General features: G+C 67.7%; 29 protein-coding genes and 2 tRNA genes. 17 read left to right on the forward strand and 14 right to left on the reverse strand.

Annotated elements, in window-relative coordinates; all coding sequences use genetic code 11:
* The first annotated feature begins 4 nt into the window (after positions 1-4).
* The 3 genes from ACIOU8_RS07880 to ACIOU8_RS07890 all read left to right on the forward strand — a co-directional run bounded on the left by ACIOU8_RS07880 (position 5) and on the right by ACIOU8_RS07890 (position 1,270).
* Positions 5-80 (forward strand) — tRNA-Thr (locus ACIOU8_RS07880).
* Between the two features lie 84 nt (positions 81-164).
* Complete coding sequence (locus ACIOU8_RS07885) at positions 165-746, forward strand: isochorismatase family protein (RefSeq protein WP_400787850.1); 582 nt, start codon at positions 165-167, stop codon at positions 744-746.
* Positions 743-1,270 carry a DUF1697 domain-containing protein gene (locus ACIOU8_RS07890; protein ID WP_400787852.1) on the forward strand — a complete coding sequence of 176 codons (528 nt, stop codon included), beginning with the start codon at positions 743-745 and terminating at the stop codon, positions 1,268-1,270. The genes ACIOU8_RS07885 and ACIOU8_RS07890 overlap by 4 nt, the downstream gene beginning before the upstream one ends.
* 18 nt (positions 1,271-1,288) lie before the next feature.
* Here ACIOU8_RS07890 and ACIOU8_RS07895 read toward each other — a convergent pair whose 3' ends face one another.
* Entirely contained in the window at positions 1,289-1,489 is a 201-nt protein-coding gene (locus ACIOU8_RS07895) for a hypothetical protein (protein WP_400787854.1), read from the reverse strand.
* Between the two features lie 25 nt (positions 1,490-1,514).
* Here ACIOU8_RS07895 and ACIOU8_RS07900 point away from each other — a divergent pair, with 25 nt between their 5' ends.
* Positions 1,515-2,036, forward strand: a complete 522-nt coding sequence (locus tag ACIOU8_RS07900) for a CGNR zinc finger domain-containing protein (RefSeq protein WP_400787856.1) — start codon at positions 1,515-1,517, stop codon at positions 2,034-2,036.
* Positions 2,037-2,059: 23 nt separating this feature from the next.
* On the opposite strand, the gene ACIOU8_RS07905 is transcribed toward ACIOU8_RS07900, so the two are convergent.
* The 3 genes from ACIOU8_RS07905 to ACIOU8_RS07915 all read right to left on the reverse strand — a co-directional run bounded on the left by ACIOU8_RS07905 (position 2,060) and on the right by ACIOU8_RS07915 (position 3,586).
* Complete coding sequence (locus ACIOU8_RS07905; RefSeq protein WP_400787858.1) at positions 2,060-2,608, reverse strand: type 1 glutamine amidotransferase domain-containing protein; 549 nt, start codon at positions 2,606-2,608, stop codon at positions 2,060-2,062.
* Between the two features lie 109 nt (positions 2,609-2,717).
* A tRNA-Lys gene (locus tag ACIOU8_RS07910) sits at positions 2,718-2,790 on the reverse strand.
* A 130-nt stretch (positions 2,791-2,920) separates the two neighbouring features.
* Positions 2,921-3,586, reverse strand: coding sequence for a fasciclin domain-containing protein (locus ACIOU8_RS07915; protein WP_400787966.1), 666 nt, complete (start codon positions 3,584-3,586; stop codon positions 2,921-2,923).
* Positions 3,587-3,810: 224 nt separating this feature from the next.
* Between ACIOU8_RS07915 and sigK the strand changes: the two genes are divergently transcribed.
* From sigK to ACIOU8_RS07935, 4 genes are all read left to right on the forward strand, one after another.
* The gene (sigK, locus tag ACIOU8_RS07920) at positions 3,811-4,410 is read left to right on the forward strand and encodes an ECF RNA polymerase sigma factor SigK (RefSeq protein ID WP_400787860.1); all 600 of its coding nucleotides are present in this window, start codon (positions 3,811-3,813) and stop codon (positions 4,408-4,410) included.
* Positions 4,407-5,216: an anti-sigma factor domain-containing protein gene (locus tag ACIOU8_RS07925; protein WP_400787862.1), complete on the forward strand. Its 810-nt coding sequence runs from the start codon at positions 4,407-4,409 to the stop codon at positions 5,214-5,216. Before sigK ends, ACIOU8_RS07925 begins: the two co-directional genes overlap by 4 nt.
* A gap of 28 nt (positions 5,217-5,244) precedes the next feature.
* A complete protein-coding gene (locus ACIOU8_RS07930; protein ID WP_400787864.1) occupies positions 5,245-5,874 on the forward strand; it encodes a DNA-directed RNA polymerase subunit beta in 630 nt (209 codons plus the stop codon).
* A 178-nt stretch (positions 5,875-6,052) separates the two neighbouring features.
* Positions 6,053-6,937, forward strand: coding sequence for an aminotransferase class IV (locus tag ACIOU8_RS07935; protein ID WP_400787866.1), 885 nt, complete (start codon positions 6,053-6,055; stop codon positions 6,935-6,937).
* Positions 6,938-7,053: 116 nt separating this feature from the next.
* On the opposite strand, the gene pstB is transcribed toward ACIOU8_RS07935, so the two are convergent.
* The 7 genes from pstB to ACIOU8_RS07970 form a co-directional block, all read right to left on the reverse strand.
* Positions 7,054-7,833: a phosphate ABC transporter ATP-binding protein PstB gene (gene pstB, locus ACIOU8_RS07940; RefSeq protein ID WP_400787868.1), complete on the reverse strand. Its 780-nt coding sequence runs from the start codon at positions 7,831-7,833 to the stop codon at positions 7,054-7,056.
* Between the two features lie 31 nt (positions 7,834-7,864).
* Entirely contained in the window at positions 7,865-8,956 is a 1,092-nt protein-coding gene (gene pstA / locus ACIOU8_RS07945; protein ID WP_400787870.1) for a phosphate ABC transporter permease PstA, read from the reverse strand.
* Position 8,957: 1 nt separating this feature from the next.
* On the reverse strand, positions 8,958-9,920 hold the full coding sequence (gene pstC / locus ACIOU8_RS07950) for a phosphate ABC transporter permease subunit PstC (RefSeq protein WP_400787872.1): 963 nt from the start codon (positions 9,918-9,920) through the stop codon (positions 8,958-8,960).
* A gap of 107 nt (positions 9,921-10,027) precedes the next feature.
* On the reverse strand, positions 10,028-11,128 hold the full coding sequence (locus tag ACIOU8_RS07955) for a phosphate ABC transporter substrate-binding protein PstS (RefSeq protein ID WP_400787873.1): 1,101 nt from the start codon (positions 11,126-11,128) through the stop codon (positions 10,028-10,030).
* A 182-nt stretch (positions 11,129-11,310) separates the two neighbouring features.
* A complete protein-coding gene (locus ACIOU8_RS07960) occupies positions 11,311-12,288 on the reverse strand; it encodes an NUDIX domain-containing protein (RefSeq protein ID WP_400787875.1) in 978 nt (325 codons plus the stop codon).
* Entirely contained in the window at positions 12,285-14,450 is a 2,166-nt protein-coding gene (locus ACIOU8_RS07965; RefSeq protein WP_400787877.1) for an RNA degradosome polyphosphate kinase, read from the reverse strand. The genes ACIOU8_RS07960 and ACIOU8_RS07965 overlap by 4 nt, the downstream gene beginning before the upstream one ends.
* A 54-nt stretch (positions 14,451-14,504) precedes the next feature.
* A complete protein-coding gene (locus ACIOU8_RS07970; RefSeq protein ID WP_042539745.1) occupies positions 14,505-15,188 on the reverse strand; it encodes a response regulator transcription factor in 684 nt (227 codons plus the stop codon).
* Positions 15,189-15,260: 72 nt separating this feature from the next.
* Between ACIOU8_RS07970 and ACIOU8_RS07975 the strand changes: the two genes are divergently transcribed.
* The 3 genes from ACIOU8_RS07975 to ACIOU8_RS07985 all read left to right on the forward strand — a co-directional run bounded on the left by ACIOU8_RS07975 (position 15,261) and on the right by ACIOU8_RS07985 (position 17,438).
* Positions 15,261-15,548 (forward strand): hypothetical protein, encoded by a 288-nt coding sequence (locus ACIOU8_RS07975; RefSeq protein WP_042539747.1) that lies wholly within the window; start codon positions 15,261-15,263, stop codon positions 15,546-15,548.
* 164 nt (positions 15,549-15,712) lie between these two features.
* Complete coding sequence (locus tag ACIOU8_RS07980) at positions 15,713-16,315, forward strand: FABP family protein (protein WP_400787880.1); 603 nt, start codon at positions 15,713-15,715, stop codon at positions 16,313-16,315.
* A gap of 1 nt (position 16,316) precedes the next feature.
* Entirely contained in the window at positions 16,317-17,438 is a 1,122-nt protein-coding gene (locus tag ACIOU8_RS07985) for a YgfZ/GcvT domain-containing protein (protein WP_400787882.1), read from the forward strand.
* Between the two features lie 24 nt (positions 17,439-17,462).
* Here ACIOU8_RS07985 and ACIOU8_RS07990 read toward each other — a convergent pair whose 3' ends face one another.
* On the reverse strand, positions 17,463-18,287 hold the full coding sequence (locus ACIOU8_RS07990) for a class I SAM-dependent methyltransferase (RefSeq protein WP_400787884.1): 825 nt from the start codon (positions 18,285-18,287) through the stop codon (positions 17,463-17,465).
* A gap of 60 nt (positions 18,288-18,347) precedes the next feature.
* Here ACIOU8_RS07990 and ACIOU8_RS07995 point away from each other — a divergent pair, with 60 nt between their 5' ends.
* Positions 18,348-19,097: a phosphoglyceromutase gene (locus ACIOU8_RS07995; RefSeq protein WP_042539756.1), complete on the forward strand. Its 750-nt coding sequence runs from the start codon at positions 18,348-18,350 to the stop codon at positions 19,095-19,097.
* Positions 19,098-19,160: 63 nt separating this feature from the next.
* Here the strand turns inward: ACIOU8_RS07995 and phoU are convergent, their stop codons facing one another.
* Positions 19,161-19,859 carry a phosphate signaling complex protein PhoU gene (phoU, locus tag ACIOU8_RS08000; RefSeq protein WP_400787886.1) on the reverse strand — a complete coding sequence of 233 codons (699 nt, stop codon included), beginning with the start codon at positions 19,857-19,859 and terminating at the stop codon, positions 19,161-19,163.
* A gap of 221 nt (positions 19,860-20,080) precedes the next feature.
* Between phoU and ACIOU8_RS08005 the strand changes: the two genes are divergently transcribed.
* Together ACIOU8_RS08005 and ACIOU8_RS08010 are read left to right on the forward strand one after the other, a co-directional pair.
* Positions 20,081-21,298, forward strand: coding sequence for a sensor histidine kinase (locus ACIOU8_RS08005; protein WP_400787889.1), 1,218 nt, complete (start codon positions 20,081-20,083; stop codon positions 21,296-21,298).
* Positions 21,295-21,978: a response regulator transcription factor gene (locus ACIOU8_RS08010; protein ID WP_060926595.1), complete on the forward strand. Its 684-nt coding sequence runs from the start codon at positions 21,295-21,297 to the stop codon at positions 21,976-21,978. Before ACIOU8_RS08005 ends, ACIOU8_RS08010 begins: the two co-directional genes overlap by 4 nt.
* A gap of 68 nt (positions 21,979-22,046) precedes the next feature.
* On the opposite strand, the gene ACIOU8_RS08015 is transcribed toward ACIOU8_RS08010, so the two are convergent.
* Positions 22,047-22,604 (reverse strand): DNA modification methylase, encoded by a 558-nt coding sequence (locus ACIOU8_RS08015; protein ID WP_400787891.1) that lies wholly within the window; start codon positions 22,602-22,604, stop codon positions 22,047-22,049.
* A 135-nt stretch (positions 22,605-22,739) separates the two neighbouring features.
* Between ACIOU8_RS08015 and ACIOU8_RS08020 the strand changes: the two genes are divergently transcribed.
* The 3 genes from ACIOU8_RS08020 (at position 22,740) to ACIOU8_RS08030 (ending at position 25,185) form a co-directional block, all read left to right on the forward strand.
* Positions 22,740-23,222 carry a CarD family transcriptional regulator gene (locus ACIOU8_RS08020; protein WP_042539766.1) on the forward strand — a complete coding sequence of 161 codons (483 nt, stop codon included), beginning with the start codon at positions 22,740-22,742 and terminating at the stop codon, positions 23,220-23,222.
* Positions 23,223-23,289: 67 nt separating this feature from the next.
* Entirely contained in the window at positions 23,290-24,507 is a 1,218-nt protein-coding gene (gene ispD, locus ACIOU8_RS08025; RefSeq protein ID WP_400787893.1) for a 2-C-methyl-D-erythritol 4-phosphate cytidylyltransferase, read from the forward strand.
* 87 nt (positions 24,508-24,594) lie between these two features.
* Entirely contained in the window at positions 24,595-25,185 is a 591-nt protein-coding gene (locus tag ACIOU8_RS08030; protein WP_400787895.1) for a short chain dehydrogenase, read from the forward strand.
* Positions 25,186-25,253 lie beyond the last annotated feature (68 nt).

The raw sequence follows: 25,253 nt of genomic DNA on the forward strand, positions 1-25,253 counted from the left end.
TCGCGCCGCTTTAGCTCAGTCGGCAGAGCATTTCACTCGTAATGAAAAGGTCGTCAGTTCGATTCTGACAAGCGGCTCCAGCAGGCCCCGTGATGTGAACAACATCTCGGGGCCTTTTGGTTTCCTGCCTTGGGGTGACCGGCGAGGCGGCGTACTCTCGGATCATGAGCACAGCACTTCTGATCGTCGACGTGCAGAACGACTTCACCGAGGGTGGTGCGTTGCCCGTCGCCGGCGGGGACGCCGTGGCATCCGCTGTGTCCGCTTTCCTCGTCGAGCACGCGGCGGAGTACGACGTCATCGTCGCGTCGCGTGACTGGCACGACGCCGAGGGCGACAACGGCGGCCACTTCGACGAGACACCAGACTTCGTCGACTCCTGGCCCGTGCACTGCGTCGCAGGCACGCCCGGCGCCGACTACGATCCGCTGCTGGTGACCGATGCCGTCACGCATCATGTGCACAAGGGGCAGGGACGCCCCGCATACTCGATGTTCGAGGGCGCGACCGAATCGGGCGAGACCGTCGGCGCGATCCTCACGGCCGCGGGTGTTCTGACGGCCGATGTCGTCGGCATAGCCACAGACCACTGCGTGCGGGCCTCTGCGCTCGACGCGGTGGCGCACGGGGTGCGAGTGCGGATCTTCACCGATCTGATCGCGGGTGTGGCGCCTGAGCCGAGTTCGGCGGCTCTCGCAGAGCTGGCTCACGCGGGTGCCGAGCTCATCGAGAGCGACGCTGCGTGACGCGCAGCGTCCTGCTGCTGCGAGCGGTCAACGTCTCGGGTCGCAATCGAGTGCCGATGGCTCAGCTGCGCCAGGTGCTCGCTCCGGTGCTGGGTGAGGTCTCGACCTACATCGCGAGCGGGAACATCGTGTGCGAGCATCCGGATGATCCGACCTCGGCGTGTGCTCGGGTCCGAGCGCTGATCGCGGGCGAATTCGATGTCGACACCCCGGTGATCCTGCGGACGCATGACGCTCTCGTCCACGCTCTCGACACCCATCCGTTCAGCGACGCGTCGGAGAAGCTGCTGCACGCGATGTTCCTCGAGGCACCGGCCGCGCCCGGGGCCGTCGAGGCGCTGCAGCAGCGGCTCGTGCCAGGGGAGCGGATCGCGCTGATCGGCGATGATCTGTGGATCGACTACGCAGAGGGCGGTGTGCACAGCACGCGCCTCACCAAGGCCGTCCTCGATCGAGCGCTCGGTGTCGCCGGCACGGCGCGCAACCTCCGCACGGTCCGAAAGCTCGTCGAGCTGACCGTGTGAACCCCTCCAGGCTCGGAATCAGCCCGAGGTCTCGCGGCTGAGAGCGGCGGGAGGCGTCAATGGGTGTGCCTGCAGGTCGACGCGATGCGTGCCGCAGCCGGCGCACCGGACGTACACGATGACGCCCTCGCTGGTCGGATGCCGTGAGTCCGCGACCCAGGCGTGCTCGTGCGCGGTGGTGATCTGGTGGGGGATCGGCAGGGTGTGCAACGTGGTCATACATCCAGCGTGATGTAATGGCCTTATGCATCTCAACCCTTACGGCGAGTATGCGGTTCTCCTGGCCGCCTCCCTCGCCGATGACTTCCCCGTCGATCGTGCGGGCATCGAGGAGCGCACCCTCGAGATGGGCATGACGATGACGTTCCCGCCCGCCCCAGACGATCACGAACGGGTCCGCGAGGTCGTCGACGACTGGCTGCGGGTCGTCGACGCCGCGGCTCCGGATGCTCGTGCGGAGATCCTCAACGCGCAGATGGTCCGCGCTGCGGCATACCCTCGCCTGACGAATCACGACGGCGAAGGCTGGCACCTGCACTACCGCGACGACGTGAGATCTCTGCCGTATGTGCTGCGGGCGGTCTTCGCGGTCGGCACGTCGTTGCACCTCGTCACGCGTGGCATGGATCGACTGGGCCGCTGCGCGGCCCCACCCTGCACGAACGTGGTCGTCGACGTGACCCGCAACGGGCGGCAGCGGTTCTGTTCGGTGCGCTGTGCGAACAGAGCGGCGGTCCGGCGTCACAGGGCGCGCACTGGCGCCTGACACCGGACCGCCGGGTGTTCAGATCACGCGGTCTGCTCTGCGTGTCGCCCCTCGGCGACCTCTTCGATCAGCTTCGCGTTGAAAGCGGGGAGATCGTCGGGCGTGCGACTGGATACGAGACCCTCGTCGACCACCACTTCTTCGTCGACCCAAGTGGCTCCGGCGTTGCGGAGGTCGGTCGCGAGGCTCGGGTAACTGGTGAGCGTGCGTCCGTCGACCACGCCGGCCTCGATCAGGATCCACGCGCCGTGGCAGATGACGGCGACCGGCTTGTGCTGCTCGAAGAACGAGCGGGCGAGATCGATCGATGCCTTGTCGAGCCGCAGGTGATCGGCGTTCACGACGCCGCCCGGAAGCACGAGAGCGTCGAACTCGTCGGCCTTCGCCGTCTCGGAGGTGAGGTCGACGTGCTGCACGTGACCGTTCTTTCCGGTGATCTGCTGTCCGTCCGGTGCGATGAGCGTGGCGCTCGCGCCCTCGCTCTGCACCGCGTCCCACGGGCTGGTCAGCTCGCTGTCCTCGAATCCGTCTGTCGCGAGGAATGCCACTCGGCTGTCGGTGAGAGTCGCCATGATGCGTCCTTTCGTGGGGTGAGTGTCCCGGATGGGGACGCCACGACTCTCTCGCAGGGTGCTGATGTACTGAAGGGGGTGGCCGGATCCGGCCGACGGTGATAAACGGTGGGCCCCGTGGGGCTCGAACCCACGACCCGCGGATTAAAAGTCCGATGCTCTGCCAACTGAGCTAGAGGCCCGCCCCTCCAGTCTAGGGCGCAAAGAAGGAGCCGCTGACGACGTGTCGCCAGCGGCTCCTTCTCCATCCCACCGACCTCCCCCGAGAGGTGAGACGGCTTACCGAGTGTCAAGCCTCGGTGTTCCCTGGCCTTACTCGGCCGGGGGCATCAGGACCGTGTCGACAAGGTACACGGTCGCGTTGGCGGTCTGAACTCCACCGCAGATGACGGTGGCGTCGTTGACCATCAGGTCGTCGCCGCTGCCGGTGACCTCGAGCTCGGCACCCTGGACCGTGGCGTGCATGCCGGCGATCTCGTCAGGAGCGATCTGGCCGGGAACCACGTGGTACGTCAGGATCGAGCTCAGCGTGGCGCTGTCGGTCTTGAGGGCCTCGATGGTGGCCGGGTCGATCTTCGCGAAGGCGTCGTCGACCGGAGCGAAGACGGTGAACTCGTCGCCGTTCAGGGTGTCGACGAGGTCGACATCCGGGTTCAGCTGTCCGCTCACTGCGGCAACCAGCGTGGTGAGCAGCGGGTTGTTCGACGCTGCGGTGGCGACCGGGTCGAGAGCCATGCCCTCGACGGATCCTGCGCCGTCCGGAACAGCCTCTGCGTAGGCGGCGCAACCGGGGCCGACCAGGTTCGCGGCCGGGTCCATCGTCTCGGTCTCAGGAGCCATCGTCTCGGACGACTCGGGGGCCGTCGACTCCGACGGCTCGTCGGTGGTGGTGCCGCCCATGGAACATCCGGCGAGCACGAATGCGCTCGCAAGACCGAGGGTGATGGCTGCGGTGACCTTCTTCTTGGTGCTGAACATCTCGAGCTCCTTGAGAATCTCAGCCACGGCCTCTCCGTGGCGTTGACAGTCGTTCGGAGCCCCTCCGGGATCGGATGGGAGAAATCGCAAAGATTTTTTCTCGCCGCCGAATCCAATCCGTTTCGGGGGTCCGCGGCGAACAGGTTTCGACGAAGAACACTTAAGAGGACTCGTTTCCGTCACTTTCGGGCGGTGGCTGCACGGGAAAGCGGGGTGAATGCGGCATGCTGTTAGAGATGGTCATCGACGGAATGGACGTACCCGAAGACGGTACGGCTCGGGATGCTGTCGCTGACCTGCTCGTTCGCATCGGCGACGGTGATCAGCGCGCATTCGCGGAGCTCTACGACACTCTGTCCTCCCGCGTCTTCGGCCTCATCCTCAGGGTCCTCGTGAACCGCTCGCAGAGCGAAGAGGTCCTGCAGGAGGTCTTCTTGGAGATCTGGCAATCCGCTTCGAAGTTCGCTCCGAACAAGGGGCAGGGAAGAACCTGGGTGATGACGATCGCGCACCGTCGTGCGGTCGACCGGGTTCGGGCGTCCCAGTCCAGCGCGGACCGAGACGTACGAGCCGGGTTCAGAGATATCGGAGTCGCGCACGACAGTGTCGCGGAGACGGTGGAACTGGGCATCGAGGGCGAGAAGGTCGTTCACGCGCTCTCGGGTCTTCCTGAGGCGCAGCGCGAAGCTCTCGTTCTGGCCTACTACGGCGGTTACAGTCAGAACGAAGTGGCGGTGCTCGTGGGAGCACCGCTGGGGACGATCAAGACACGGATGCGAGACGGGCTCTCGCGACTGAGGACAGCTATGGGGGTGACGGCATGAACGAGCAGGAATTCGCAGAACTCGCAGCAGGAGCAGCGCTCGACGCGCTGTCGCCCGCTGATCAGCAGCCGTATCACGCCGCGCTCGCAGCACACCCGGAATGGCAGCCCATCGTGGATGCCGACGCCGACAGCGCAGGCTTCCTGGCCGACGGCGCGACGCAAGCCGCCCCCTCGCCTGACATCCGCGCCGCCCTGCTCGCACGCATCGCCGTCACCCCGCAGGACGGCGACGTCGTCCTCGCGGACTCGATGACCGACGCCACACCTGACGAGACGACGGATGCCGCACCGGTGACCGACTCAGCGTTCGCCGCGCTCGGTGGAGAGGACGCCCCGAAGGCTCCGGCGCACCGGCTTCGCTTCCTCTTCGCGCTCGCCGCATGCCTCGCGCTGCTCGTGGGCGTGGGAGCGGGAGCGGTCGCTATCAACACCTACATCAACCGACCGGCGAGTGTCGTCGCGCTCGAGGACATCCAGGCGGCCGATGACGCCCAGCAGGCCAGCGTGTCGCTCGAGAGCGGTGGCACCGCGACCGCGCACTGGTCGGCGTCGCTCGGCACCTCCGTGCTCGTGACCGACGGCGTCCCCGCGCTGTCCGAGGGGGAGACGTATGAGCTCTGGTACGTGCGGGGTGAGACCCCGATCCCTGCCGGAGTGTTCGCGGTCGACGACGGATCGGCGACTGCAGTGCTCGATGGCGAGATGCACGCCGGCGACGTGATCGCCGTCACGGTGGAGCAGGCCGGAGGCTCGCCGTCCGGCCTGCCGACGACAGACCCCGTGGTTGTCATTCCCACCGCCTGACCGTGTCGATCACGCGTACCCTGGACTGATGCCCGAGCAGTTCTCGCGTCCTGTGCGCCGCCCCACCAGTGCTTTCGACAACATCGTCAGCACCCACGACCCCGCAGAGGAGACGCGGGTCGCGCATGCGACCGCATCCGCCCTGCTCACCCGTGTGCGCGCGGACGACAGCGGGGTGAGCGCGGACCGACTCGTGGCCTTCACCGCCGAGCACGGTATCGACGAGATCGCAGAGCTGTGGTCCAAGGCCCCGGCGCGAACGTTGCCGGGCGCGCTGTGGCGCCTGTACCTGTTGCAGCTCGCGATACACGGCGATCCGCACACGGCGGCCCTGCTGTACGAGCGTGGCCGGGTCGAGCTGACGTCCGTCGATCCGGTGGTCGCGGGAGCGCCGGTGCCGGCGAACCCCGACGAGCTCGTCACCCTCATCGACACGATCCTCCGTGGCGCGTTCCGTGGCGACTTCGCGGTCGCCCTCGACAGGGCGGCGGCGTTCTGCCGGGTGCAGGCATCCGGTGCGACGCACACCGCCGACGACTACGAGCCGACCGAGCCGTCGCGCGCGAGCGAGCTCACGACGCGGGCGCTTCGACTGAGCAGCTACGCGCAGGACCTGTCGGCCTCAGCAGCGCTCTGGCGCACCGGAGCACTGGTCTGATTCGGCCCGGCTTTCGTGCCCTGGTCCATGACCGGGTATGAAAAGACCGGGCCGCAAGAACGCCTCTCGGCGGAAGGCCGCTCGCAGCGGCAAAAATTGGAGCCCGGGGTTATGCGGCCCGGCCACTCCAGTGTAACAAGATCGCGCTGAAGCTATTCCCGGCCTCTAGGCTCGGATCATGACACGGCGCTTCGCTCTGATGATCGATCCTGCGGCGGCTGACGCCGACCGCTCCGACTTCGCAGACACGTTCACCCTCGTCGATGCCGCCGCCCCGGCACTGAGCGTGGGGGAGCTGAGCACGCAGCGCGGCGACGGAGTGTTCGAATCGATCGGTGTGATCGACGGCCATGCACAGGAGGTCGTGCCGCACCTCGAGAGGCTCGCCCACTCGGCGCAGCTGTGCGACCTGCCGCTACCCAACCAGGCGCAGTGGCATCAGGCCATCGAGCGTGCCGCCGCCCACTGCGAGCAGGGCGAGTACGTCATCAAGCTCATCCTCAGCCGAGGGGTCGAACACGGGCCCACGCCGACGGCCTGGGTCACGGCTGCTCCGGCATCCGACTTCTCTGCTGTGCGCGTGCGGGGAGTCCGCGTCGTCACCCTCGACCGCGGGTACGACCTCGACGTCGCCGAGAAGGCGCCGTGGCTGCTGCTCGGGGCGAAGACCCTCTCGTATGCCGTCAACATGGCGTCGCTTCGCGAGGCGCACCGACGCGGAGCCGACGACGCGATCTTCCTGTCGCGCGACGGCTTCGTGCTCGAGGCGCCGACCGCGTCACTGATCCTGCGCCTCGGCGACCGGTTCGTGACACCGGCACCCAACGGCGGCATCCTGCATGGCACGACCCAGCTCAGCGTCTACGAACACCTCACCGCACGGGGGTTCCTCGCCGAATACGCCCAGGTGCCGGCATCCGACCTGCCACGTGCTGATGCCGCCTGGCTCGTCTCGAGTGTTCGTCTCGCCGTCCCGATCACCGCCGTCGACGGCGTGGACCTGCCTGTCGATCACACTCTCACGGCCGCGCTCAACGAGTATCTCCTCTCACCCCGCGACTGAGACGACGAAACGCCGTGTGACCAGACGGTCTCACGGCGTTTCGAACCCTCGGTTCCGAAGCTGTGCCCGAGAGGAGCGAAGGCTCGAACGGACTGGAGGGGAGGAGGGGTGGAAGCTTATCCGAAGCGACCCGAGACGTAGTCCTCGGTGGCCTGCACCGATGGGGTGGTGAAGATCGCCGTGGTCTCGTCGTACTCGATGAGCTTGCCGGGCTTGCCGGTGCCGGCGATGTTGAAGAACGCGGTCTTGTCGGACACGCGGCTCGCCTGCTGCATGTTGTGCGTCACGATCACGATCGTGTACTCGTTCTTCAGCTCGGCGATCAGCTCCTCGATCGCGTAGGTCGAGATCGGGTCGAGCGCGGAACACGGCTCGTCCATCAGCAGCACCTCGGGGGCGACGGCGATCGCGCGTGCGATGCACAGACGCTGCTGCTGGCCGCCGGAGAGGCTGGAGCCCGGGCGGTCGAGGCGATCCTTGACCTCGTTCCAGAGGTTCGAGCCCCGCAGGGAGCTCTCCACGAGCGCGTCCTGGTCGGACTTCGACATGCGGGAGTTGTTGAGCTTGACGCCGGCGAGGACGTTCTCCTTGATGGACATCGTCGGGAACGGGTTCGGACGCTGGAACACCATGCCGACCTGACGACGCACCAGCACCGGGTCGACGCCGGGACCGTAGAGGTCGTTGCCGTCGAGGAGGACTTCGCCCTGCACGCGTGCGCCGGGGATGACCTCGTGCATGCGGTTCAAGGTGCGCAGGAAGGTGGACTTGCCGCAGCCGGACGGGCCGATGAACGCCGTCACGCTGCGTGGCTGGATCTCCAGGGAGACGCCTTCCACTGCGAGGAAATCGCTGTAGTAGACGTTCAGGTCATTGACTTCGATGCTCTTGGACACTGCGGTTCCTTCAGGATCGGGATCGGACGGCTCAGCGGCCGGCAGTCTTGGGGGCGAACACCTTCGCGACGATTCGCGCGATGAGGTTCAGCACCATGACGATGAGGATGAGGGTGAGGGCGGATGCCCAGGCGCGATCCAGGGCGGCGTCCGGGGCGGTGCCCTGGTTCATGTACTGGTTGTAGGAGAACACCGGGAGGGTCATCATCTGACCGCTGAAGATGTTCGTGTTCATGCTCATGGTGAACCCGGCGGTGAGCAGAAGCGGGGCGGTCTCGCCGATCACGCGGGCGATCGCGAGCATGACCGAGGTGGTGATTCCCGCGATCGAGGTCGGCAACACGACCTTGAGGATCGTGAGCCACTTCGGCACGCCGAGGGCGTATGCGGCCTCGCGGAGCTCGTTCGGCACGATGCGCAGCAGCTCCTCGCTGCCTCGCACGACGACCGGGGTCATGAGCACGGCGAGCGCCAGAGCTCCCATGAAGCCCATCGAGATGCCCGGGCCGAGGATCAGGGAGAACATCGCGTAGATGAACAGACCTGCGACGATCGAGGGGATGCCGGTCATGACGTCCACGAGGAACGTGATGGCCTTCGCGATGCGTCCCCGGCCGTACTCGACCAGGTAGATCGAGGTCATGAGGCCGACCGGGATGGAGATCACCGCGGCCGTGAGGGTCACGAGCAGCGTTCCCCAGATCGCGTGGACGATGCCGCCGCCCTCGCCGACGACGTTGCGCATCGACGAGCTGAAGAACTCGGCATCGAACCGCTCGAGGCCGTTCGCGACGACCGTCCAGAGCAGGGAGACGAGTGGCAGGAGAGCGATCAGGAACGCCGTGGCGACCAGGGCGGTCATGAGGCGGTCGATCGCGTTGCGTCGGCTCTCGGCGATCGAGGAGATCACCGTGATGAGGATCATGTAGAGCACGATCCCGACGATCACGGTGCCGGCGATGTTGAAGTCGGCGAGGTCGCCGCCGACGGAGGCGACGCCGAAGACGATGGCCGAGATGAGGAAGCTGCCGCCGAGCAGCGCCCAGGGGGCCCACTTGGGCAGTTTGCCCGAGGTGAGGGCGACGCTGTGCGACGTGGCGGGAATCGCGGTGAGGACGGTCATGTCAGTTCGCTCCCGAGAACTCGGCGCGGCGCGCGACGATCCAGCGCGCCAGCGCGTTGACCGCGAAGGTCACGATGAAGAGGATCAGGCCCGTCGCGATCAGCGTGTTCACACCGGTGTCGTGCGCCTCCGGGAAGGCCAGCGCGATGTTCGCGGGGATCGGTGTGGGGTTGGTCGAGGTGAGCACCAGGAAGCTGACGACGGCAGAAGGGGAGAGGACCATGGTGACGGCCATCGTCTCACCGAGCGCTCGGCCGAGCGCCAGCATCGCAGCCGAGACCATGCCGCCGCGGGCGAAGGGGAGGACCGCCATGCGGACCGTCTCCCAGCGGGTGGCGCCGAGCGCGAGCGCGGCCTCCTCGTGCAGCTTCGGGGTCTGCAGGAAGATCTCGCGGCAGATCGCGGTCATGATCGGGATGATCATGACCGCCAGCACGAGAGCGGCCGTGAGGATCGTCTTGCCCGTGGGAGAGACCTGACCGCCGAAGAAGGGGATCCAGCTCGCGTTGGCGTTGAGCCAGGCGTAGAACGGCTGGAGGAGAGGTGCGAGGACGAGCCCGCCCCAGAGGCCGAAGACGACCGAGGGGACTGCGGCCAGCAGGTCGATGACGTACCCCAGGAGCGCGGCGAGTCGGCGCGGGGCGTAGTGCGAGATGAAGAGCGCGATGCCGATCGCGATCGGCGCGGCGACGATGAGTGCGATGAACGAGACCCAGATCGTGCCGAAGACGAGCGGGCCGACGTAGGTCCAGAAGGACTCACCGCGGAGGATGTGATTGCCCGAGGTGTCCGCTTCGAGCGCGGGGATGCTCTGGATGATGAGGAAGGCGGCGACCGCCGCGAGGACGACGAGGATGATGGTCCCCGCGCCGAGCGCAGTGCCGGAGAAAACCCGGTCGCCGAGGCGCTGCTTGGCTTTGATCGGTGCGGGCGGCGCTGTGGGCGCCTGCTCGGTCGTGCTCATGGTCTCCCTGTCTCGGGCGGAAGGGTGAAGCCGCGAACCGAGTCGGTGCCCTCGACATCCTGCGGATGCGAGGGCACCGACGTCAGTCCTCAGCCATGGGTGTGGTCTCAGCCGACCTGGATGGTGTCGATCGCGGTGAGGACCTGCTCGCGCAGGCCATCCGAGATCGGGGCGCTGCCGGCGTTGGCCGCCGCGGCGTCCTGGCCCTCGGCGCTGGCCATGTACTCGAAGTAGGCCTTGACGAGCGCAGCCGAGTTCTCGTCCTCGTACTGCTCGCAGCCGATGAGGTAGCTCACGAGAGCGATCGGGTACGCGCCGCCCGTGGCCGAAGCCGGGTCGACGTCGAACACGAGGTCGCCGGCGCCACGGCCCTCGACCAGCGGCGAGTTCTCGACGAGCAGCGAGGCGGCCTCGGCGGAGTACGCGATGTACTCGCCGTCGACGCCGACGTGAACCTGACCGAGGTCGCCGATCTGCGACGCGTCGGCGTAGCCGATGGTGCCGCTGCCGGCGGTCAGCGCCTGGACGACACCGGAGGTGCCCTGTGCTGCCTCGCCGCTGCTGATCGGCCACTCACCGGAGACCTCGTAGGTCCAGACATCGGGCGCGGTCGCCGCGAGGTAGTTGACGAAGGTCTCGGTGGTGCCCGAGTCGTCGGAACGGTGCACGGGGGAGATCGCGAGGTCGGGGAGCTCGACACCGTCGTTCTGGGAGGCGATCGCGTCGTCGTTCCAGTTCGTGATCGTGCCGGCGAAGATGCCGGCGATGGTGGCCGCATCGAGGTTGAGCGTCTCGACACCCTCGACGTTGAACGCCACGGCGACGGGGGAGATGTAGAGGGGGACCTCGACGATGTCGTCGGTCACGCAGGCGCCGAAGCCGCCGGCCGCCACCTCCTCGTCATCGAAGGCGCGGTCGGAGCCGATGAACGTGCTGCCGCCGGAGAGGAAGTTCTCGCGGCCCGTTCCGGATCCGGTGGGCTCGTAGTTGACGGTGACGTCGGGGTTGGCGGTCTGGAACTCGGCGACCCAGGCCTCCTGGGCGGCTGCCTGCGACGACGCGCCGGTGGCGTCGATCGTGCCGGACAGGCTCGATTCGGTCGGCTCGCTGGAGCCGCCGGCTCCGCCTTCGTTCGTGGCACAGCCGGCGAGAGCGAGTGCTGCCACGGCGCCGATGGCGCCGATACGTGCGATTCGGGAGATCTTCACTGTGGATCCTTCGATCTTTGATGTGGTGGGGCCCGGTGCAGGGCACACAGTGACGCTATGTGCGGCGGTTAACGAGACTCTCCCGCTCAGGTGAACGGGAGGTGAACGGCATGAGTCTCTCTGGGGCATGCGAAAGGCCGCATCCGTTGCCGGACGCGGCCTGTGCTGCCGCTCGCAGCGCGCTAGACCTTGGGAATGTGCGTCTCGATCGCGATGATCCCCGAACCCGGATTGGATGCCGAGAGGTGCACGACGGAGAAGGCCGCCGGTTCCAAGGCTGCCGCGCTGCTGACATACGAGCCGCGGACCGTTCCGGTCGCCAGGGCGGTCTCCGTCAGGATTCCCGGGAGCACAGGGCCGTGGCTGCACAGCACGGCCGGCTTGCCCGAGCGCACGCGTCGACCGACGACGGAGCGCAGATCGTCTTCGCCGTCCTCCCAGGCGTCCTGGCTGATCTTCGGTGTGGTGACGGTCTTGCGATCGAGGGCCTTCGCGAGCGGTGCCACGGTCTGCATGCAGCGCACGGCATCGCTCGTGATGATCTTGCGCACCCCGAACGCGCGCAGCGGGCCGACGATCGACCTCGCCTGCCGCAGGCCGCGATCGGTCAGAGGTCGTTCGGCATCCGGGCCGTCCCAGTCGCCGCGAGAGAGCGCCTTCGCGTGGCGCAGCGCGATGATGGGGAACGTGCGCAGCACGCCGTCGTCGACGAGCTGAGCGAAGAAGTCGAGGATCTCGATGTCGACCGGGTAGCTCAGGCGTGCGCGGGCCTTCTTGAGGCTGACCCATTCGAGGGCGGCGATCTCGCGATTCGGCACGAACGTCGAGGCGCGGATCGCGTCGGGCGTCGCCTCCGCCGCCCAGTAGTGCACGACCTTCTGCTTGCTGGAGGGCAGGTGGTAGCGGCTCACACCGACGGGAACTCCGAGGGAGACGCGGATGCCGGTCTCCTCGTGCACCTCCCGCACTGCCGTCTCGGCGAGCATCTCGCCCGGGTCGACCTTGCCTTTGGGAAGCGTGACGTCGCGGTACTTGGTGCGATGGATCAGAAGGATCCGCAGCTTGCCGTCGATGAGTCGCCAAACGACGGCTCCGGCCGCGTAGACGGCCTTGTCCGTCCACTTCGACCGTGTGGCCTTGGTGCTCGCACCGTCGCTCATCGAACCGCCCGTGCGCGACGACGTCGTTGGATCAACCCCATGGTCTTGTCCTGCAGGTCCACGAGGGGCTTGCCCTCGGCATTCTCCGCATGCCTCGTCCAGACTCCGTCGGTCCCGAGGTGCCACGAGGTGGTGCCGGGGTCCATGGCGAGGTCGAAGAAGTCGAGCAGGTCCTTCATGTGGCCGGGGTCGGTGACGCGCACCAACGCCTCGACTCGACGATCGAGGTTGCGGTGCATCATGTCGGCGCTGCCGATGTACACCTGGGCGTCGCCGTCGTTGTGGAACGCGAAGATGCGCGAGTGCTCGAGGTACCGGCCGAGGATGCTGCGAACAGTGATGTTGTCGCTGATGCCCTCGAGGTCGGTGCGCAGGCTGCAGATTCCGCGTACCCAGACATCGACCTTCACACCGGCTGCGCTGGCGCGGTACAGGGCGTCGATGACCTCTTCGTCGACCATCGAGTTCACCTTGATGCGGATGCCGGCCGGCTTGCCGTTCTCGGCATTGCGGCGTTCGTGGTCGATCTGGCGCACGAGGCCCTTGCGCAGGTGGAGCGGAGCTACGAGAAGGCGCTTGAACTTCTTCTCGATCGCATAGCCGCTGAGCTCGTTGAACAGACGGGTGAGGTCCTTGCCGACCTGGGCGTCGGTGGTGAACAGCCCGAAGTCCTCGTAGATGCGGCTGGTCTTCGGGTTGTAGTTGCCCGTGCCGATGTGCGAGTAGTGGCGCAGCACCCCGTCTTCCTCACGGATGACGAGCGCGAGCTTGCAATGGGTCTTGAGCCCGACGAGACCGTAGACCACGTGGACGCCGGCCTTCTCGAGCTTGCGCGCCCAGACGATGTTGTTCGCCTCGTCGAAGCGGGCCTTGACCTCGACCAGCGCCAGCACCTGCTTGCCCGCCTCGGCGGCGTTGATCAGCGCCTCGACGATCGGGCTGTCGCCCGAGGTGCGGTAGAGCGTCTGCTTGATCGCGAGCACGTGCGGGTCGCGCGCCGCCTGCTCGAGGAAAGACACGACGCTGGTGGTGAACGACTCGTACGGGTGGTGCACGAGCACGTCCGACTTGCGGATCGCCTTGAAGATGTCGGCTCGCGTGTTGCTCCCGGTCGGCTGGAACGCGACCGCCGTGGTCGGAAGGTGCGGCGGGTAGCGCAGATCGGGACGGTCGATGCGCGACAGATCGAAGAGACCTCGCAGGTCGAGCGGCCCGGGGAGTCGGTAGATCTCCTGGTCGGTGATCTCGAGCTCGCGCACGAGGAGGTCCATCGTGACCTCGTCCATGTCGTCGGTGATCTCGAGACGGATCGGCGGACCGAAACGGCGACGGAGCAGCTCGGCCTCGAGCGCCTGGATGAGGTTCTCGCTCTCGTCCTCCTCGATCTCGACGTCTTCGTTGCGGGTGAGGCGGAAGGCGTGGTGGTCGAGGACCTCCATGCCGGGGAAGAGGTCGCCGAGGTGGTTCGCGATGAGCTCTTCGAGGGTCAGGAAGCGCTTGATCTCGCCGGTGCCAGGAACCTCGACGAAGCGGGGCAGCATGGGAGGCACCTTGAGGCGCGCGAACTCCTGACGCCCCGTGCGGGCGTTGCGGATGCGGATCGCGAGGTTGAGGGACAGTCCCGAGATGTAGGGGAAAGGGTGCGCGGGGTCGACGGCGAGCGGCATCAGCACGGGGAAGACCTGCGCCCCGAAGTACTCGGAGAGCTTGGAGCGCTCTTCGTCGGTGAGTTCGGACCACTCGGTGATCTCGATGCCGGACTCGGCCAGCGCCGGACGCACGAGCGATTTCCAGGCGTCGGCATGACGCAGCTGCAGCGCGTGCGCCTCGCGGGCGATGTCGGCCAGCGCATCGGCGGGGGAGCGGCCGATGTTGGTGGGCACCGCCAGGCCGGTCACGATGCGGCGCTTGAGTCCGGCGACGCGCACCATGAAGAACTCGTCGAGGTTGCTCGCGAAGATGGCGAGGAAGTTCGCACGCTCGAGTTCGGGGAGCGACGGATCCTCCGCGAGTTCGAGCACCCGCTGATTGAACGCGAGCCAGCTCAGCTCGCGATCGTGGTAGCGGTGGTCGGGCAGGAGCGCGTCGTGGGACTCGATGGCATCGAAGTCGTCATCTTCAGCGTCACCGAGACCTGCGTCGGCGAGTGCGGGATCGATCATGGGGTACATCTAAGCACCGTGAGGTGACGCGCGCGTGAACTGACGTCGTGTGCGTCACCGCGATGCGGCTACCGTCTCCTCGTCGTAGACGTTGAATCGGTACCCGACGTTGCGGACCGTGCCGATGATCTGCTCCTGGTCGCCCAGCTTCGCCCGCAGGCGTCGCACGTGCACGTCGACCGTTCTGGTGCCGCCGAAGTAGTCGTAACCCCACACCTCGCTGAGCAGCTGCTCGCGGGTGAAGACCCGCGATGGGTGTGTGGCGAGGAAGTGCAGCAGTTGGAACTCCTTGTACGTGAGGTCCAGCGGGCGCCCTCTGAGCTTCGCCGAGTAGGACTGCTCGTCGATCGTGACGCCGGACGCCTGCACGCGGGTCGGCTCTGCGACCTCGTCGCGGCGGGCGAGCGCGAGCCGCACGCGGGCGTCGGTCTCGGCCGGGCCGGCGGTGGCGAGAAGCACGTCGTCGATGCCCCAGTCTCCGGACAGCGCGCTCATCCCGCCCTCGGTGACGACGAGCAGCAGCGGCGCGTCCTGGCCGGTGGCGCGCAACAGGCGGCAGAGAGACTTCGCACCGACGAGATCGAGGCGCCCGTCGACGATCACGATGTCGTATTCGGGGGCGCTCACGAGTTGGGCGGGCTCGGCCGGGATCTGGCGCACTCGATGGCTGAGAAGCTCGAGTGCGGGCAGGACCTGCTCCGAGACCGGAGCATTGGTCAACACCAGGACCTGGGCCACACGCACTCCTTCCGGACGGCGGGGTACGCCGTGCCGCAATGATACCGGGCGCTGATGGGTCACAATGGAGTCATGACGGATCCAGCGCTCGCACCGCGTAATGCTTTCGTCGGCGTGCTCATCGTCTGGGCGGTCGCGTTCGTCGCCTCCATCGGCGTGGGCATCTTCGTCGCCGAGGAGTGGCGAGTGCCTTGGCTGCTCGTGGTCTTCGGAGCGATCGTGCTCCTCTCCTTCGCGGTGCAGCTGCAGTACGGGCGCACCCAGGGCTTCATCTTCCGAGTCGGCGCCAGCACGATCGGCGCGCTGCTGCTGATGGGCGTGATCTCGGTCGGCTTCGGTCTCGCCGCTCTCGTCACTTGAGTCGAGAACGAGACACTCGACGCGCTGGAGGGTAAAGTGGAGGCCATGGACCTCGTGGCGCTCGAACTCTTCTTCATCGGACTCCTGGGCCTGGCGAGCCTCGCGATCGCCTTCGTCTCAGTCGTCGTGCTGCGGAACCTCTTCCGCGGCCAGCGCTGAGCATCGTGCTCGAGCTGCCCACAGACCTCCCCGCCGACCTCGCGCCGCTCTCGTGGCTGCTCGGCGTCTGGGAGGGCACCGGCGTCATCGACTATCCGGTCGGCGACGACCGTCTGCAGGGCGAGTTCACCCATCGGGTGAGCTTCAGCCATGACGGCGGTCCCTTCCTGAACTACTCCGCGACCGCGATCCTCGCAGCCGCAGACGGCGGCGCGTCGATCCCGCTCGTGGCGGAGGCCGGCTTCTGGCGTCTGTCCCGCCCGGCCTCCGACGCCGATGCCGGTCCCGCACTGCTGCCGCCGCGAGCCGAGCCGGTCGTCCGGGGTGTCGACGACGTCGAGGCCCTCCGCGCTCCGTCGGGCGGCTTTCCGATCGAGGTCTCGATCGCGCACGCCGACGGGATGCTCGAGCTCTACCTCGGCGAGATCAACGGCCCTCGCATCGACATCGCCTCCGACGCCATCGTGCGCGGAGCCGGGGCCAAGGAGTACGGCGCGGCCACGCGGATGTACGGCCTGGTCGACAACCACCTCCTCTGGGCCTGGGACATCGCGGCCCTCGGAACATCGATGCGGTCGCACGCCTCCGCCAGACTCGCGAAGGTCTGACATGACCGGATTCACCGACATCGCCGGCGCTGTGATCGGCGAGCACGGGATCGCGCACTTCGGCGACGCCTTCCGAGAGCAGCGTCGTCTCGCAGACGGCGCGGCCCTGGTTCCGCTCGACGACCGGGCGGTCATCGAGGTCGCGGGTCCCGAACGACTGGGGTGGCTGGACTCGATCACCTCCCAGGCCGTCGGGCGGCTCGCAGCCGGTGAGAGCACGGAGCTGCTCGTGCTCGACCCGCAGGGGCGCGTGGAGCATGCGGCGGGGGTCGTCGACGACGGCTCGTCGACCTGGCTGATCGCGGATGCCGACGACGCGGAGGCCCTGGCGACCTGGCTGACGCGCATGAAGTTCCGCACCCAGGCGACCGTGACCGTGCGCCCGGATCTGGCGCTGCTCGGCTTCGTCGACGGCGGTGCTGCGGCTCAGCGCGCGACTGCTGCGGCATCCGCTGCATCCGGTGCCCCGCTGATCTGGGCCGACCCCTGGCAGCAGGTGAGTGCGGGCGGGCATCAGTATGCCGAGGTCTCCGATCACCCGGGCGCTGAGCTCGCCTGGAGGGTGGCCATCGCGACGACCGACGCCGCAGATGCGCTCGCCGCGACTCTGTCGTCGGAAGAGGTGGCGGGGCTTCTCGCTGCAGAGGCGCTGCGCGTCGCAGCCTGGCGTCCGCGCTGGTCGGCCGAGGTCGATGAGCGCTCGCTGCCCCACGAATCGGACTGGATCCGCACGGCGGTGCACCTGAACAAGGGGTGCTACCGCGGGCAGGAGACGGTGGCCAAGGTGCACAACCTCGGACACCCGCCACGCAGACTCGCGGCGCTGCACCTGGACGGCAGTGAGGCAGTGCTGCCCGCAGTCGGCGATGCGGTCTACGCCGGCGACGACGAGGTGGGTCACATCACGTCGGTGGCCAGGCACCACGAAGACGGCCCGATCGCGCTCGCGATCCTGTCTCGTCGCACTCCGGTGGGCGATCTGATCGTGCGCGCCGAGGGTGCGGACATCGCTGCGACCCAGCAGGTCATCGTGCCGGCGGATGCGGGTGCCACGGCCGACATCCCTCGTCTCACCCGGCTGTCCCGTCGCCCCAGCGCCCCGGATCCCCGTCAGGCGGGCTGAACCGGGCGGTGCGCGAGGCGCGCGTCAGGGGAGCGGAGCCACGGCATCCCAGGGGAGCGTGAGCTCACCCAGGCGCCACCGGGCCTTGCCGCCCCGCACGGGCCACCCCTGATCGCGCAGAGCGGTGACGGCGGCCAGGAATCGCTGGGTCGCTCCGAAGGTCGACAGCGGCGCCGCTCGGCTCCACTCGCGGTCGAGGTCGACGAGCAGCGCGTGCACACGTTCGCCGGGAACATTGCGGTGGATGAGCGCCTTCGGCAGCCGCTCCGCGACGATGCTCGGATGCTCGAGGTCGGCGAGGCGGAGCGAGATCGTGAACCGCTGCGGCGCTCCCGTCGAGTCCACGTCGACCCAGCTCGACACGCGTCCGATCTCGTCGCAGGTGCCCTCGACGAGCAGCCCGTCACGAGACAGTCGATTCGCCATGGTGCGCCAGGCGCTCGCGACACCGCCCTCGTCGTACTGCCGCAGCACGTTCATCGCCCGGATCACCGCCGGTCGGCGTCCCGCCGGCAGTGGCACCTCGAACCCGCCGCGGGCGAACGACACCCGGAGGTCGGGGGAGAAGGGAGTGCGCGCAGCCTGCACCTCGGCGAGCTGGCGGTTCGCGGTGGCCACCCGTGCCGGATCGATCTCGAGGCCACGCACCTCGGCATCCGCGCGCACACGCTGCAGCCGGGTCGCGAGCTCGAACGCGGTCACGCCGCTGGCTCCATAGCCCAGGTCTATCACCAAGGGGTCCTCGGCTCGGCGGAAAGCGGGGCTCGCCGCGATCCATCGATCAGTGCGGCGCAGACGGTTCGTCCCTGTCGTGCCGCGGGTCGGCCGACCGAGAGGAGATGACGCCATGCGTCAATCCTCGCAGGGCATAGGCGTGGACGCGTCGAGCTGCGCCGATAAACTGACGTCATGACTTCGAAGCGCACCCTGATCCTGCTCCGTCACGGCCGGAGCGAGTGGAACGAACTGAACCTCTTCACCGGCTGGGTGGACGTCCGCCTGAACGAGCAGGGCAAGAAGGAGGCCCAGCGCGGCGGCGAGCTGCTGGCAGAGGCCGGCATCCTTCCCGACGTGCTGCACACCTCGCTGCTCAGCCGTGCGATCCAGACCGCGAACATCGCGCTGGACGCGGCCGACCGCCTGTGGATCCCCGTCACGCGCTCGTGGCGCCTCAACGAGCGCCACTACGGCGCTCTGCAGGGCAAGGACAAGGCGCAGACCCTCGAAGAGTTCGGGCCCGAGCAGTTCCAGCTGTGGCGTCGCTCGTTCGACGTGCCGCCGCCCCTGCTCGACGACGAGAGCGAGTTCAGCCAGGTCGGCGACGTGCGCTACGCCGACATCGACGGCGAGGTGCCCCGCACCGAGTCGCTGAAGCTCGTCATCGACCGACTGCTGCCCTACTGGAACGACGCGATCGTCCCCGACCTCGAGGCAGGCAAGACGGTTCTGGTCACCGCCCACGGCAACTCGCTGCGCGGCCTCGTGAAGCACCTCGAGGGCATCAGCGACGACGACATCGCAGAGCTGAACATCCCCACCGGCATCCCGCTGGTCTACGAGCTCGACGAGAACAACGTCCCCACCGGCCCCGGCCGTTACCTCGACCCCGAGGCCGCTGCCGCCGGTGCCGCTGCCGTGGCTGCGCAGGGCAAGAAGTAGCAGAAGACGACGAAGGGGGCGGATGCTGTCAGCATCCGCCCCCTTCGTGTGTCTCGTGACGGATCAGGCGTGACCGAGCTCGCGCTGCTGCTCGACCGCGAGCGCGATGTCCTCTTCTTCGACGCGCCAGTCGCCGGTCGCCAGGTAGACGACCTTCTTGGCGACGGCCACCGCGTGGTCGGCGAAACGCTCGTGGTAGCGGCTGGCGAGAGTTGCGTCGACGGTCGCGGTCGCCTCGCCCTTCCAGTTGTCGCTGAGCACCTTCTCGAACACACTGGCGTGCAGCTCGTCGATGTCGTCGTCGGTGTTGCGGATGGTGTCTGCCAGGCGCAGGTCTTGAGTGCGCAGCAGCTCTGAGAGAGTCCGTGAGATCTCGACGTCGAGCTCGCCCATCTTGGTGAACGTGCCCTTGAGGCCCTTCGGGATCGCGCGCTCGGGGAAGCGGAGGCGAGCGAGCTGGGCGATGTGCTCGGACATGTCGCCCATGCGCTCGAGCGACGCGCTGACCCGCAGCGCGATCACCACGATGCGCAGGTCGCGAGCGACGGGCTGCTGGCGGGCGAGGATCTCGATGGCCTGCTCGTCGAGTTTGACGGCCAGCTCGTCGATCTTCGCGTCGTCGGCGATGACCTCTTCGGCCAGCTCGACGTCGCTGGTGGCGAACGCACGCGTCGCCTTGTCGATCGAGACCGTGACGAGGTCGGCGATCTCCACGAGGCGGGACTGCAGGTCCTCGAGGGACTGGTGGAAGACTTCGCGCATGTGGGCGCAACCTTTCATTCGGGTCTCGACTGTGGTCACAGCGCGAGACGACTGGGGCGTCCGCGCGGGAGGAGAGGTCCGCGCTCCCGCACAGGCCCGAAAGCGATTGTCTGCCTCGAAGGTTAACGAACGGTGCCCAGTACGTGAATAGTACTTCTCCCGTTGAAGCCAGCGCAGGAGAACCCGCCGATCCGGCGGTGAACGCACTCTACGCTGGGGTTATGACCTTGCCGCAGATCGCGCTGCTCGCGTTGGCCCTCGGCCTCGCGATCGGCATCGGCCTCTCGCTCCTCGTCGCCTGGGCATACCGCGCCAGGGCTCGCGTCGCCGATGAGACGTCACTCGCTGTTCCGGCCGGCGTCACCGCGGTGCTGGGCAGCATGGACGATGCGGCCTGCGTGGTCGATTCGTCCGGCCTCGTGCTCGCCGTCTCCAAGGCGGCCACGAGATTCGGCATCGAGGTGGGGGCGCCGCTCGAGAACCCGGAGCTGCGTCAGCTCGTGCGGGGAGGGCGCAATGAGGGCAGCTCGGCGACCGAGTCGCTGCGCATCACCCGCGGCGGGCTCAGCCTCGACCCGCGGCTGGTGTCGGCTCGTGCGAGTGCGATCAGTCCGCGCATGACACTGCTGATCATCCGCGATGTCACGGAGCAGGAGCGACTCGACCAGATGCGTCGCGATTTCGTGGCCAACACCAGCCACGAGCTCAAGACCCCCGTCGGGGCGGTCACCCTGCTGGCCGAGGCGATCGAGTCCGCGGCAGACGACCCTGCGCAGGTGCGTCACTTCGCCGCGCGGATCTCGGCCGAGGCCACTCGTCTCGGGCAGCTGACCGGCCGCATCATGAGTCTGTCGAGACTCCAGACCGATGATGCGCTGTCGGACGTGCGGCCCGTCTCGATCGACGAGGTGCTGGCGACCGCACTCGAGGCGCATGTCGTGCAGGCCGACTCGGCCGGGGTCGAGCTCGCGCGTGGCGGCGACAGGGGAGTCTGGGTGCACGGTGACTCGCAGATCCTGATCGAGGCGTTCGGCAACCTCATCGCCAATGCGATCGTCTACTCCCCGAAAGGATCCCGCGTGGGCATCGGAGTGAAGGCCGACGACGGCGTCGTCGAAGTCGCGGTGTCCGACCAGGGCATCGGCATCGCGGAGGCGGACCGAGAGCGGATCTTCGAGCGCTTCTACCGTGCGGACGAGGCGAGGTCGCGCCGCACCGGTGGAACAGGACTCGGACTCTCGATCGTCAAGCACGCCACGCAGCGTCACGGCGGTGAGGTGCGGCTCTGGTCGCGCCCCGGACGAGGCTCCACGTTCACCATCAGGCTTCCGAGGATCGATGCTCCCCCGAGCATCGACAGGGACAAGAAGAACAAGAAGAAGCGCGAGCGCAAGGCGGCGAAGGCCGCAGCTCGCGTCCGAAACGGAGAGAACGCATGACCCGCATCCTTCTCGTCGAAGACGAGCCCGACCTCGCCGACCCGCTCGCCTACCTGCTGCGCAGAGAGGGATACGAGGTCGAGATCGCCGAGGACGGCCCGGGTGCACTGACCGCCTTCCGCGAGCGCGGTGCTGACGTCGTGCTCCTCGATCTGATGCTGCCAGGGATGCCGGGCACAGAGGTGTGCCGGCAGATCCGCTCGACCTCCGCCGTGCCGATCATCATGGTCACGGCCAAGGACTCGGAGGTGGACATCGTCGTCGGGCTCGAACTCGGCGCTGACGACTATGTCACGAAGCCCTACTCGTCGCGCGAGCTGCTGGCCCGGATGCGCGCGGTGCTGCGCAGGGTGGTGCAGGCTGACAGCGAGCTCGACGAGCGTGTGCTCGACGGCGGCCGCGTCTCACTCGACATCGACCGCCACACCGTCTCGGTCGCCGGTCAGCAGATCAACATGCCGCTGAAGGAGTTCGAGCTCCTCGAGGTGCTCATGCGCAACTCGGGTCGCGTGCTCACGCGCGGACAGCTCATCGACCGGGTGTGGGGCAGCGACTACTTCGGCGACACCAAGACCCTCGACGTGCACATCAAGCGCATCCGCTCCCGGATCGAGGAGAACCCGGGTGAGCCGGTGATGCTCGTCACCGTCCGCGGCCTCGGCTACCGCTTCGAGGGCTGAACGCGGCGGAACCACAGAAGAGGCCGTCACCCAGGGGTGACGGCCTCTTCTTCAGCGTGTGCGCCGGATCACTCCGAGGGAGCGGGGGCGGCCGTGTCGGACGGGAGCGGCTCAGGCGTGGGGGTCGACTCTCCGGGCTCGGGCTCGGACTCGGCCTCGGGAACCAGGTCGGCGTAATACGGCAGCGAGCCGTCGAGCACCGGGACCTCGGTCTTGGTGCCGGCGCCGTCGCCCGACTGGAAGTGGATCTCGATGGTCGCACCGGGCATGGTGTCGAGGCCGTCGATGCGCAGCGGCTCCTCGCCTTCGGTGCCGAAGCTGACGGTCTTGCCTGCGGGGACCGACACCGTGAAGGGCTTGTCGATGCCGGCGACGGTCATCGTGAGGGTCGCCTTCTCGCTGGTCGGGTTCACGACGGCGGCGATGAAGTTGCCGACCGAGCCGTCTTCGTTCGCGACGACGAACGCGTTGCGCACGTCGAGCGGGCCGTCCGAGTCCGAGATGTTCACGCCGTCCGAGGCGGAGTACTCGATCTTCGTCGACTGCGGCGAGATGAACGTGCAGCCCGTCGCGCCGAGAAGAACGAGGGCGCTGATGGCGGCAGACGCAACAAGGCGCGATTTCACGGGTCCTCCTGAGGTCCGACGGGATATCCGCATCCATTCTATGCGTATGCGGGGTGCCGTCTGAGGACGTGGGGGCGCGAACCTTAGCGCATTCTCCCTGTGGTATCCTTGAGGTTGCCGAAAGGACAAGTTTTTATGCTTTTTGAGGTTGGCGAAACTGTCGTCTATCCGCACCATGGCGCTGCGACCATCATCGAGGTCAAGGAGCGCATCATCAAGGGTGAGGCGAAGAAATACCTGAAGCTCAACGTCACCCAGGGGGACCTCATCATCGAGGTGCCCGCTGAGAACGTCGATCTCGTCGGGGTCCGCGATGTCATCGGCCGAGAGGGCCTCGACGCTGTGTTCGAGGTGCTTCGCGCGCCGTTCACCGAAGAGCCGACCAACTGGTCGCGTCGCTACAAGGCGAACCTCGAGAAGCTCGCCTCGGGCGATGTCATCAAGGTGAGCGAGGTCGTCCGCGACCTGTGGCGTCGGGACCAGGACCGCGGGCTGTCCGCAGGTGAGAAGCGGATGCTGGCCAAGGCGCGTCAGATCCTCATCTCCGAGCTCGCGCTCGCTGAGAAGACCGACGAGGACAAGGCGAGCGCACTGCTCGACGAGGTTCTCGCGTCCTGAGTGGACTGAGAGAAGGCGGATGCTTCGGCATCCGCCTTTTTTCGTGCGCGCCGGTAACGTGAACCTGGTGAGCATCCTTCCCGTTCCTGACACCGCGATCATCGTCGTCGCCGCCGGTTCCGGCACCCGACTCGATGCCGGAGCGCCCAAGGCGTTCGTCGGCATCGACACGCATTCGATCCTGCGCCATGCGCTCGACGGCGTCTTCGCCGCGGCCCCAGCCCAGGTGATCGTCGTCGCACCCGCGGGGCACGAGGGGGACGCCGAGACCGAGCTTCGCGCCGCCGCCGGAGATCGCATCGATCTCGGCAAGGTCGTGACGGGCGGCGACACGAGGCAGGAGTCCGTAGCCTCCGGTCTCGATGCACTCTGGGGCGATGTCACGCGGGTGCTCGTGCACGACGCGGCGCGCGCGCTGACGCCGCCCGAGATCATCGATGCGGTGGCCGCGGCGATCGATGGTGAGGGTGGCGTCATCCCGACCCTCCCGGTCGTCGACACCCTGAAGAGGGTCGACGGCGATGCGGTCATCGCGCCGGTGGATCGCTCCGAGCTCGCCGCCGCGCAGACCCCTCAGGGGTTCCCGCGTGCGCTGCTCGAGGACGCATACGACGCAGCGACGGCCTCCGGCATCGAGTACACCGACGACGCCGCACTGTTCGCCGCCGCCGGGCACCTCGTGCGACAGATCGCCGGGTCGCCTCGCGGATTCAAGATCACCACGCCGGCCGACCTCGAGCGTGCCCGCCATCTGCTGGCGAACGCGCAGAAGCCGGTTGCCGCGCCGATCGCCGCACCCGATTCGACGTGGACCGGCCCCAGGGTCGGGCTCGGCACGGACGTGCACGCGTTCGGCGGAGACGGCGACCTCTGGCTGGCCGGCATCGAGTGGCCGGGGGAACGAGCGCTCTCGGGGCATTCCGACGGAGACGCCGTGGCCCACGCGATGGTCGACGCTCTGCTGGGTGCCGCGGGGCTCGGAGACATCGGCGAGCACTTCGGCACCGCGCACCCCGAGTACGCCGGCGCTCACGCAGAGGTCTTCCTCGCCCGCACCCGTGAGCTTCTCGCCGACGCGGGCTACACGATCGGCAACGTGTCGGTGCAGTTCCAGGGCAACAGGCCGCGCTTCAGCGGTCGCCGTGCAGAAGCCGAGCGGGTGCTGTCGGCAGCACTCGGCGGCGCGCCGGTCTCGGTCACGGCCACCACCACCGACGGATTGGGCTTCCCCGGCCGCGGCGAGGGCATCGCGGTGACGGCGGTCGCCATGGTCCACCCGACCTGACTTTTCCGCTGTGGTGGGAATGCGTCGGCATCCGTCGTCGTTGTCGGACATCGTCGTGCGGAACTCGCACGCGGAGAAGGAGGCGTCATGAGGGTTCTCGTCATCGGAGCCGGCGGGCAGGTGGGTCGAACCGCGGTCGATGCGCTGGACGGTCATGAGATCATCGCCGCGTCGCGCAGCAGCGAGCCCCCGGTGGACGTCACGGACCCGGCGTCGATCGAACGGCTGTTCGCGACGGTCGGACAGGTCGATGCCGTGATCGTCGCGGTGGGAGAGGTTCCGTTCCGGCCGCTCGACGGGCTGAGCCGTGGCGACTACGAATCCGCCTTCCGCGGCAAGGTGCTGTCGCAGCTCGACATCGTGCGCATCGGCACGCCCTTCGTGCGTGACGGCGGTTCGATCACACTGACCTCCGGCATCCTCGCGCGTGAGCCCATCGCCACCGGCGCCGCCGCGTCGTTCGCGAACGGTGCCGTCGAGTCCTTCGTGCTCGCTGCGGCGACCGAGCTGCCGCGCGGCATCCGCATCAACGCCGTGAGCCCCTCGGTGCTCGAGGACGCACCGGCGTACCACTCGTCGTTCCCCGGCTTCGTGCCCGTGTCATCGCACCGGGTCGGACAGGCGTATGCGAAGAGCGTGCTCGGGGTGCAGACGGGGCAGATCTTCTCCGTCGACTGAACCGCTAGGGTCCGATCTGCGGGCGGCGTCCCGGTCCGCGGATGCCACGGCGCATCATCTCCGCTGAT

The organism is Microbacterium sp. NPDC087589 (assembly GCF_044743635.1).
In the GTDB taxonomy this organism is placed as follows: Bacteria; Actinomycetota; Actinomycetes; order Actinomycetales; family Microbacteriaceae; genus Microbacterium.

Coding starts and splice junctions, on each gene's coding strand:
- ACIOU8_RS07885 (WP_400787850.1), top strand. CDS start 165: ATGAGCACAGCACTTCTGATCGTCGACGTGCAGAACGACTTCACCGAG.
- ACIOU8_RS07895 (WP_400787854.1), bottom strand. CDS start 1,489: ATGACCACGTTGCACACCCTGCCGATCCCCCACCAGATCACCACCGCG.
- ACIOU8_RS07900 (WP_400787856.1), top strand. CDS start 1,515: ATGCATCTCAACCCTTACGGCGAGTATGCGGTTCTCCTGGCCGCCTCC.
- ACIOU8_RS07905 (WP_400787858.1), bottom strand. CDS start 2,608: ATGGCGACTCTCACCGACAGCCGAGTGGCATTCCTCGCGACAGACGGA.
- ACIOU8_RS07915 (WP_400787966.1), bottom strand. CDS start 3,586: ATGTTCAGCACCAAGAAGAAGGTCACCGCAGCCATCACCCTCGGTCTT.
- sigK (WP_400787860.1), top strand. CDS start 3,811: ATGCTGTTAGAGATGGTCATCGACGGAATGGACGTACCCGAAGACGGT.
- ACIOU8_RS07925 (WP_400787862.1), top strand. CDS start 4,407: ATGAACGAGCAGGAATTCGCAGAACTCGCAGCAGGAGCAGCGCTCGAC.
- ACIOU8_RS07930 (WP_400787864.1), top strand. CDS start 5,245: ATGCCCGAGCAGTTCTCGCGTCCTGTGCGCCGCCCCACCAGTGCTTTC.
- ACIOU8_RS07935 (WP_400787866.1), top strand. CDS start 6,053: ATGACACGGCGCTTCGCTCTGATGATCGATCCTGCGGCGGCTGACGCC.
- pstA (WP_400787870.1), bottom strand. CDS start 8,956: ATGACCGTCCTCACCGCGATTCCCGCCACGTCGCACAGCGTCGCCCTC.
- pstC (WP_400787872.1), bottom strand. CDS start 9,920: ATGAGCACGACCGAGCAGGCGCCCACAGCGCCGCCCGCACCGATCAAA.
- ACIOU8_RS07960 (WP_400787875.1), bottom strand. CDS start 12,288: ATGAGCGACGGTGCGAGCACCAAGGCCACACGGTCGAAGTGGACGGAC.
- ACIOU8_RS07965 (WP_400787877.1), bottom strand. CDS start 14,450: ATGATCGATCCCGCACTCGCCGACGCAGGTCTCGGTGACGCTGAAGAT.
- ACIOU8_RS07975 (WP_042539747.1), top strand. CDS start 15,261: ATGACGGATCCAGCGCTCGCACCGCGTAATGCTTTCGTCGGCGTGCTC.
- ACIOU8_RS07985 (WP_400787882.1), top strand. CDS start 16,317: ATGACCGGATTCACCGACATCGCCGGCGCTGTGATCGGCGAGCACGGG.
- ACIOU8_RS07990 (WP_400787884.1), bottom strand. CDS start 18,287: ATGGCGTCATCTCCTCTCGGTCGGCCGACCCGCGGCACGACAGGGACG.
- ACIOU8_RS07995 (WP_042539756.1), top strand. CDS start 18,348: ATGACTTCGAAGCGCACCCTGATCCTGCTCCGTCACGGCCGGAGCGAG.
- phoU (WP_400787886.1), bottom strand. CDS start 19,859: ATGCGCGAAGTCTTCCACCAGTCCCTCGAGGACCTGCAGTCCCGCCTC.
- ACIOU8_RS08005 (WP_400787889.1), top strand. CDS start 20,081: ATGACCTTGCCGCAGATCGCGCTGCTCGCGTTGGCCCTCGGCCTCGCG.
- ACIOU8_RS08010 (WP_060926595.1), top strand. CDS start 21,295: ATGACCCGCATCCTTCTCGTCGAAGACGAGCCCGACCTCGCCGACCCG.
- ACIOU8_RS08020 (WP_042539766.1), top strand. CDS start 22,740: ATGCTTTTTGAGGTTGGCGAAACTGTCGTCTATCCGCACCATGGCGCT.
- ACIOU8_RS08030 (WP_400787895.1), top strand. CDS start 24,595: ATGAGGGTTCTCGTCATCGGAGCCGGCGGGCAGGTGGGTCGAACCGCG.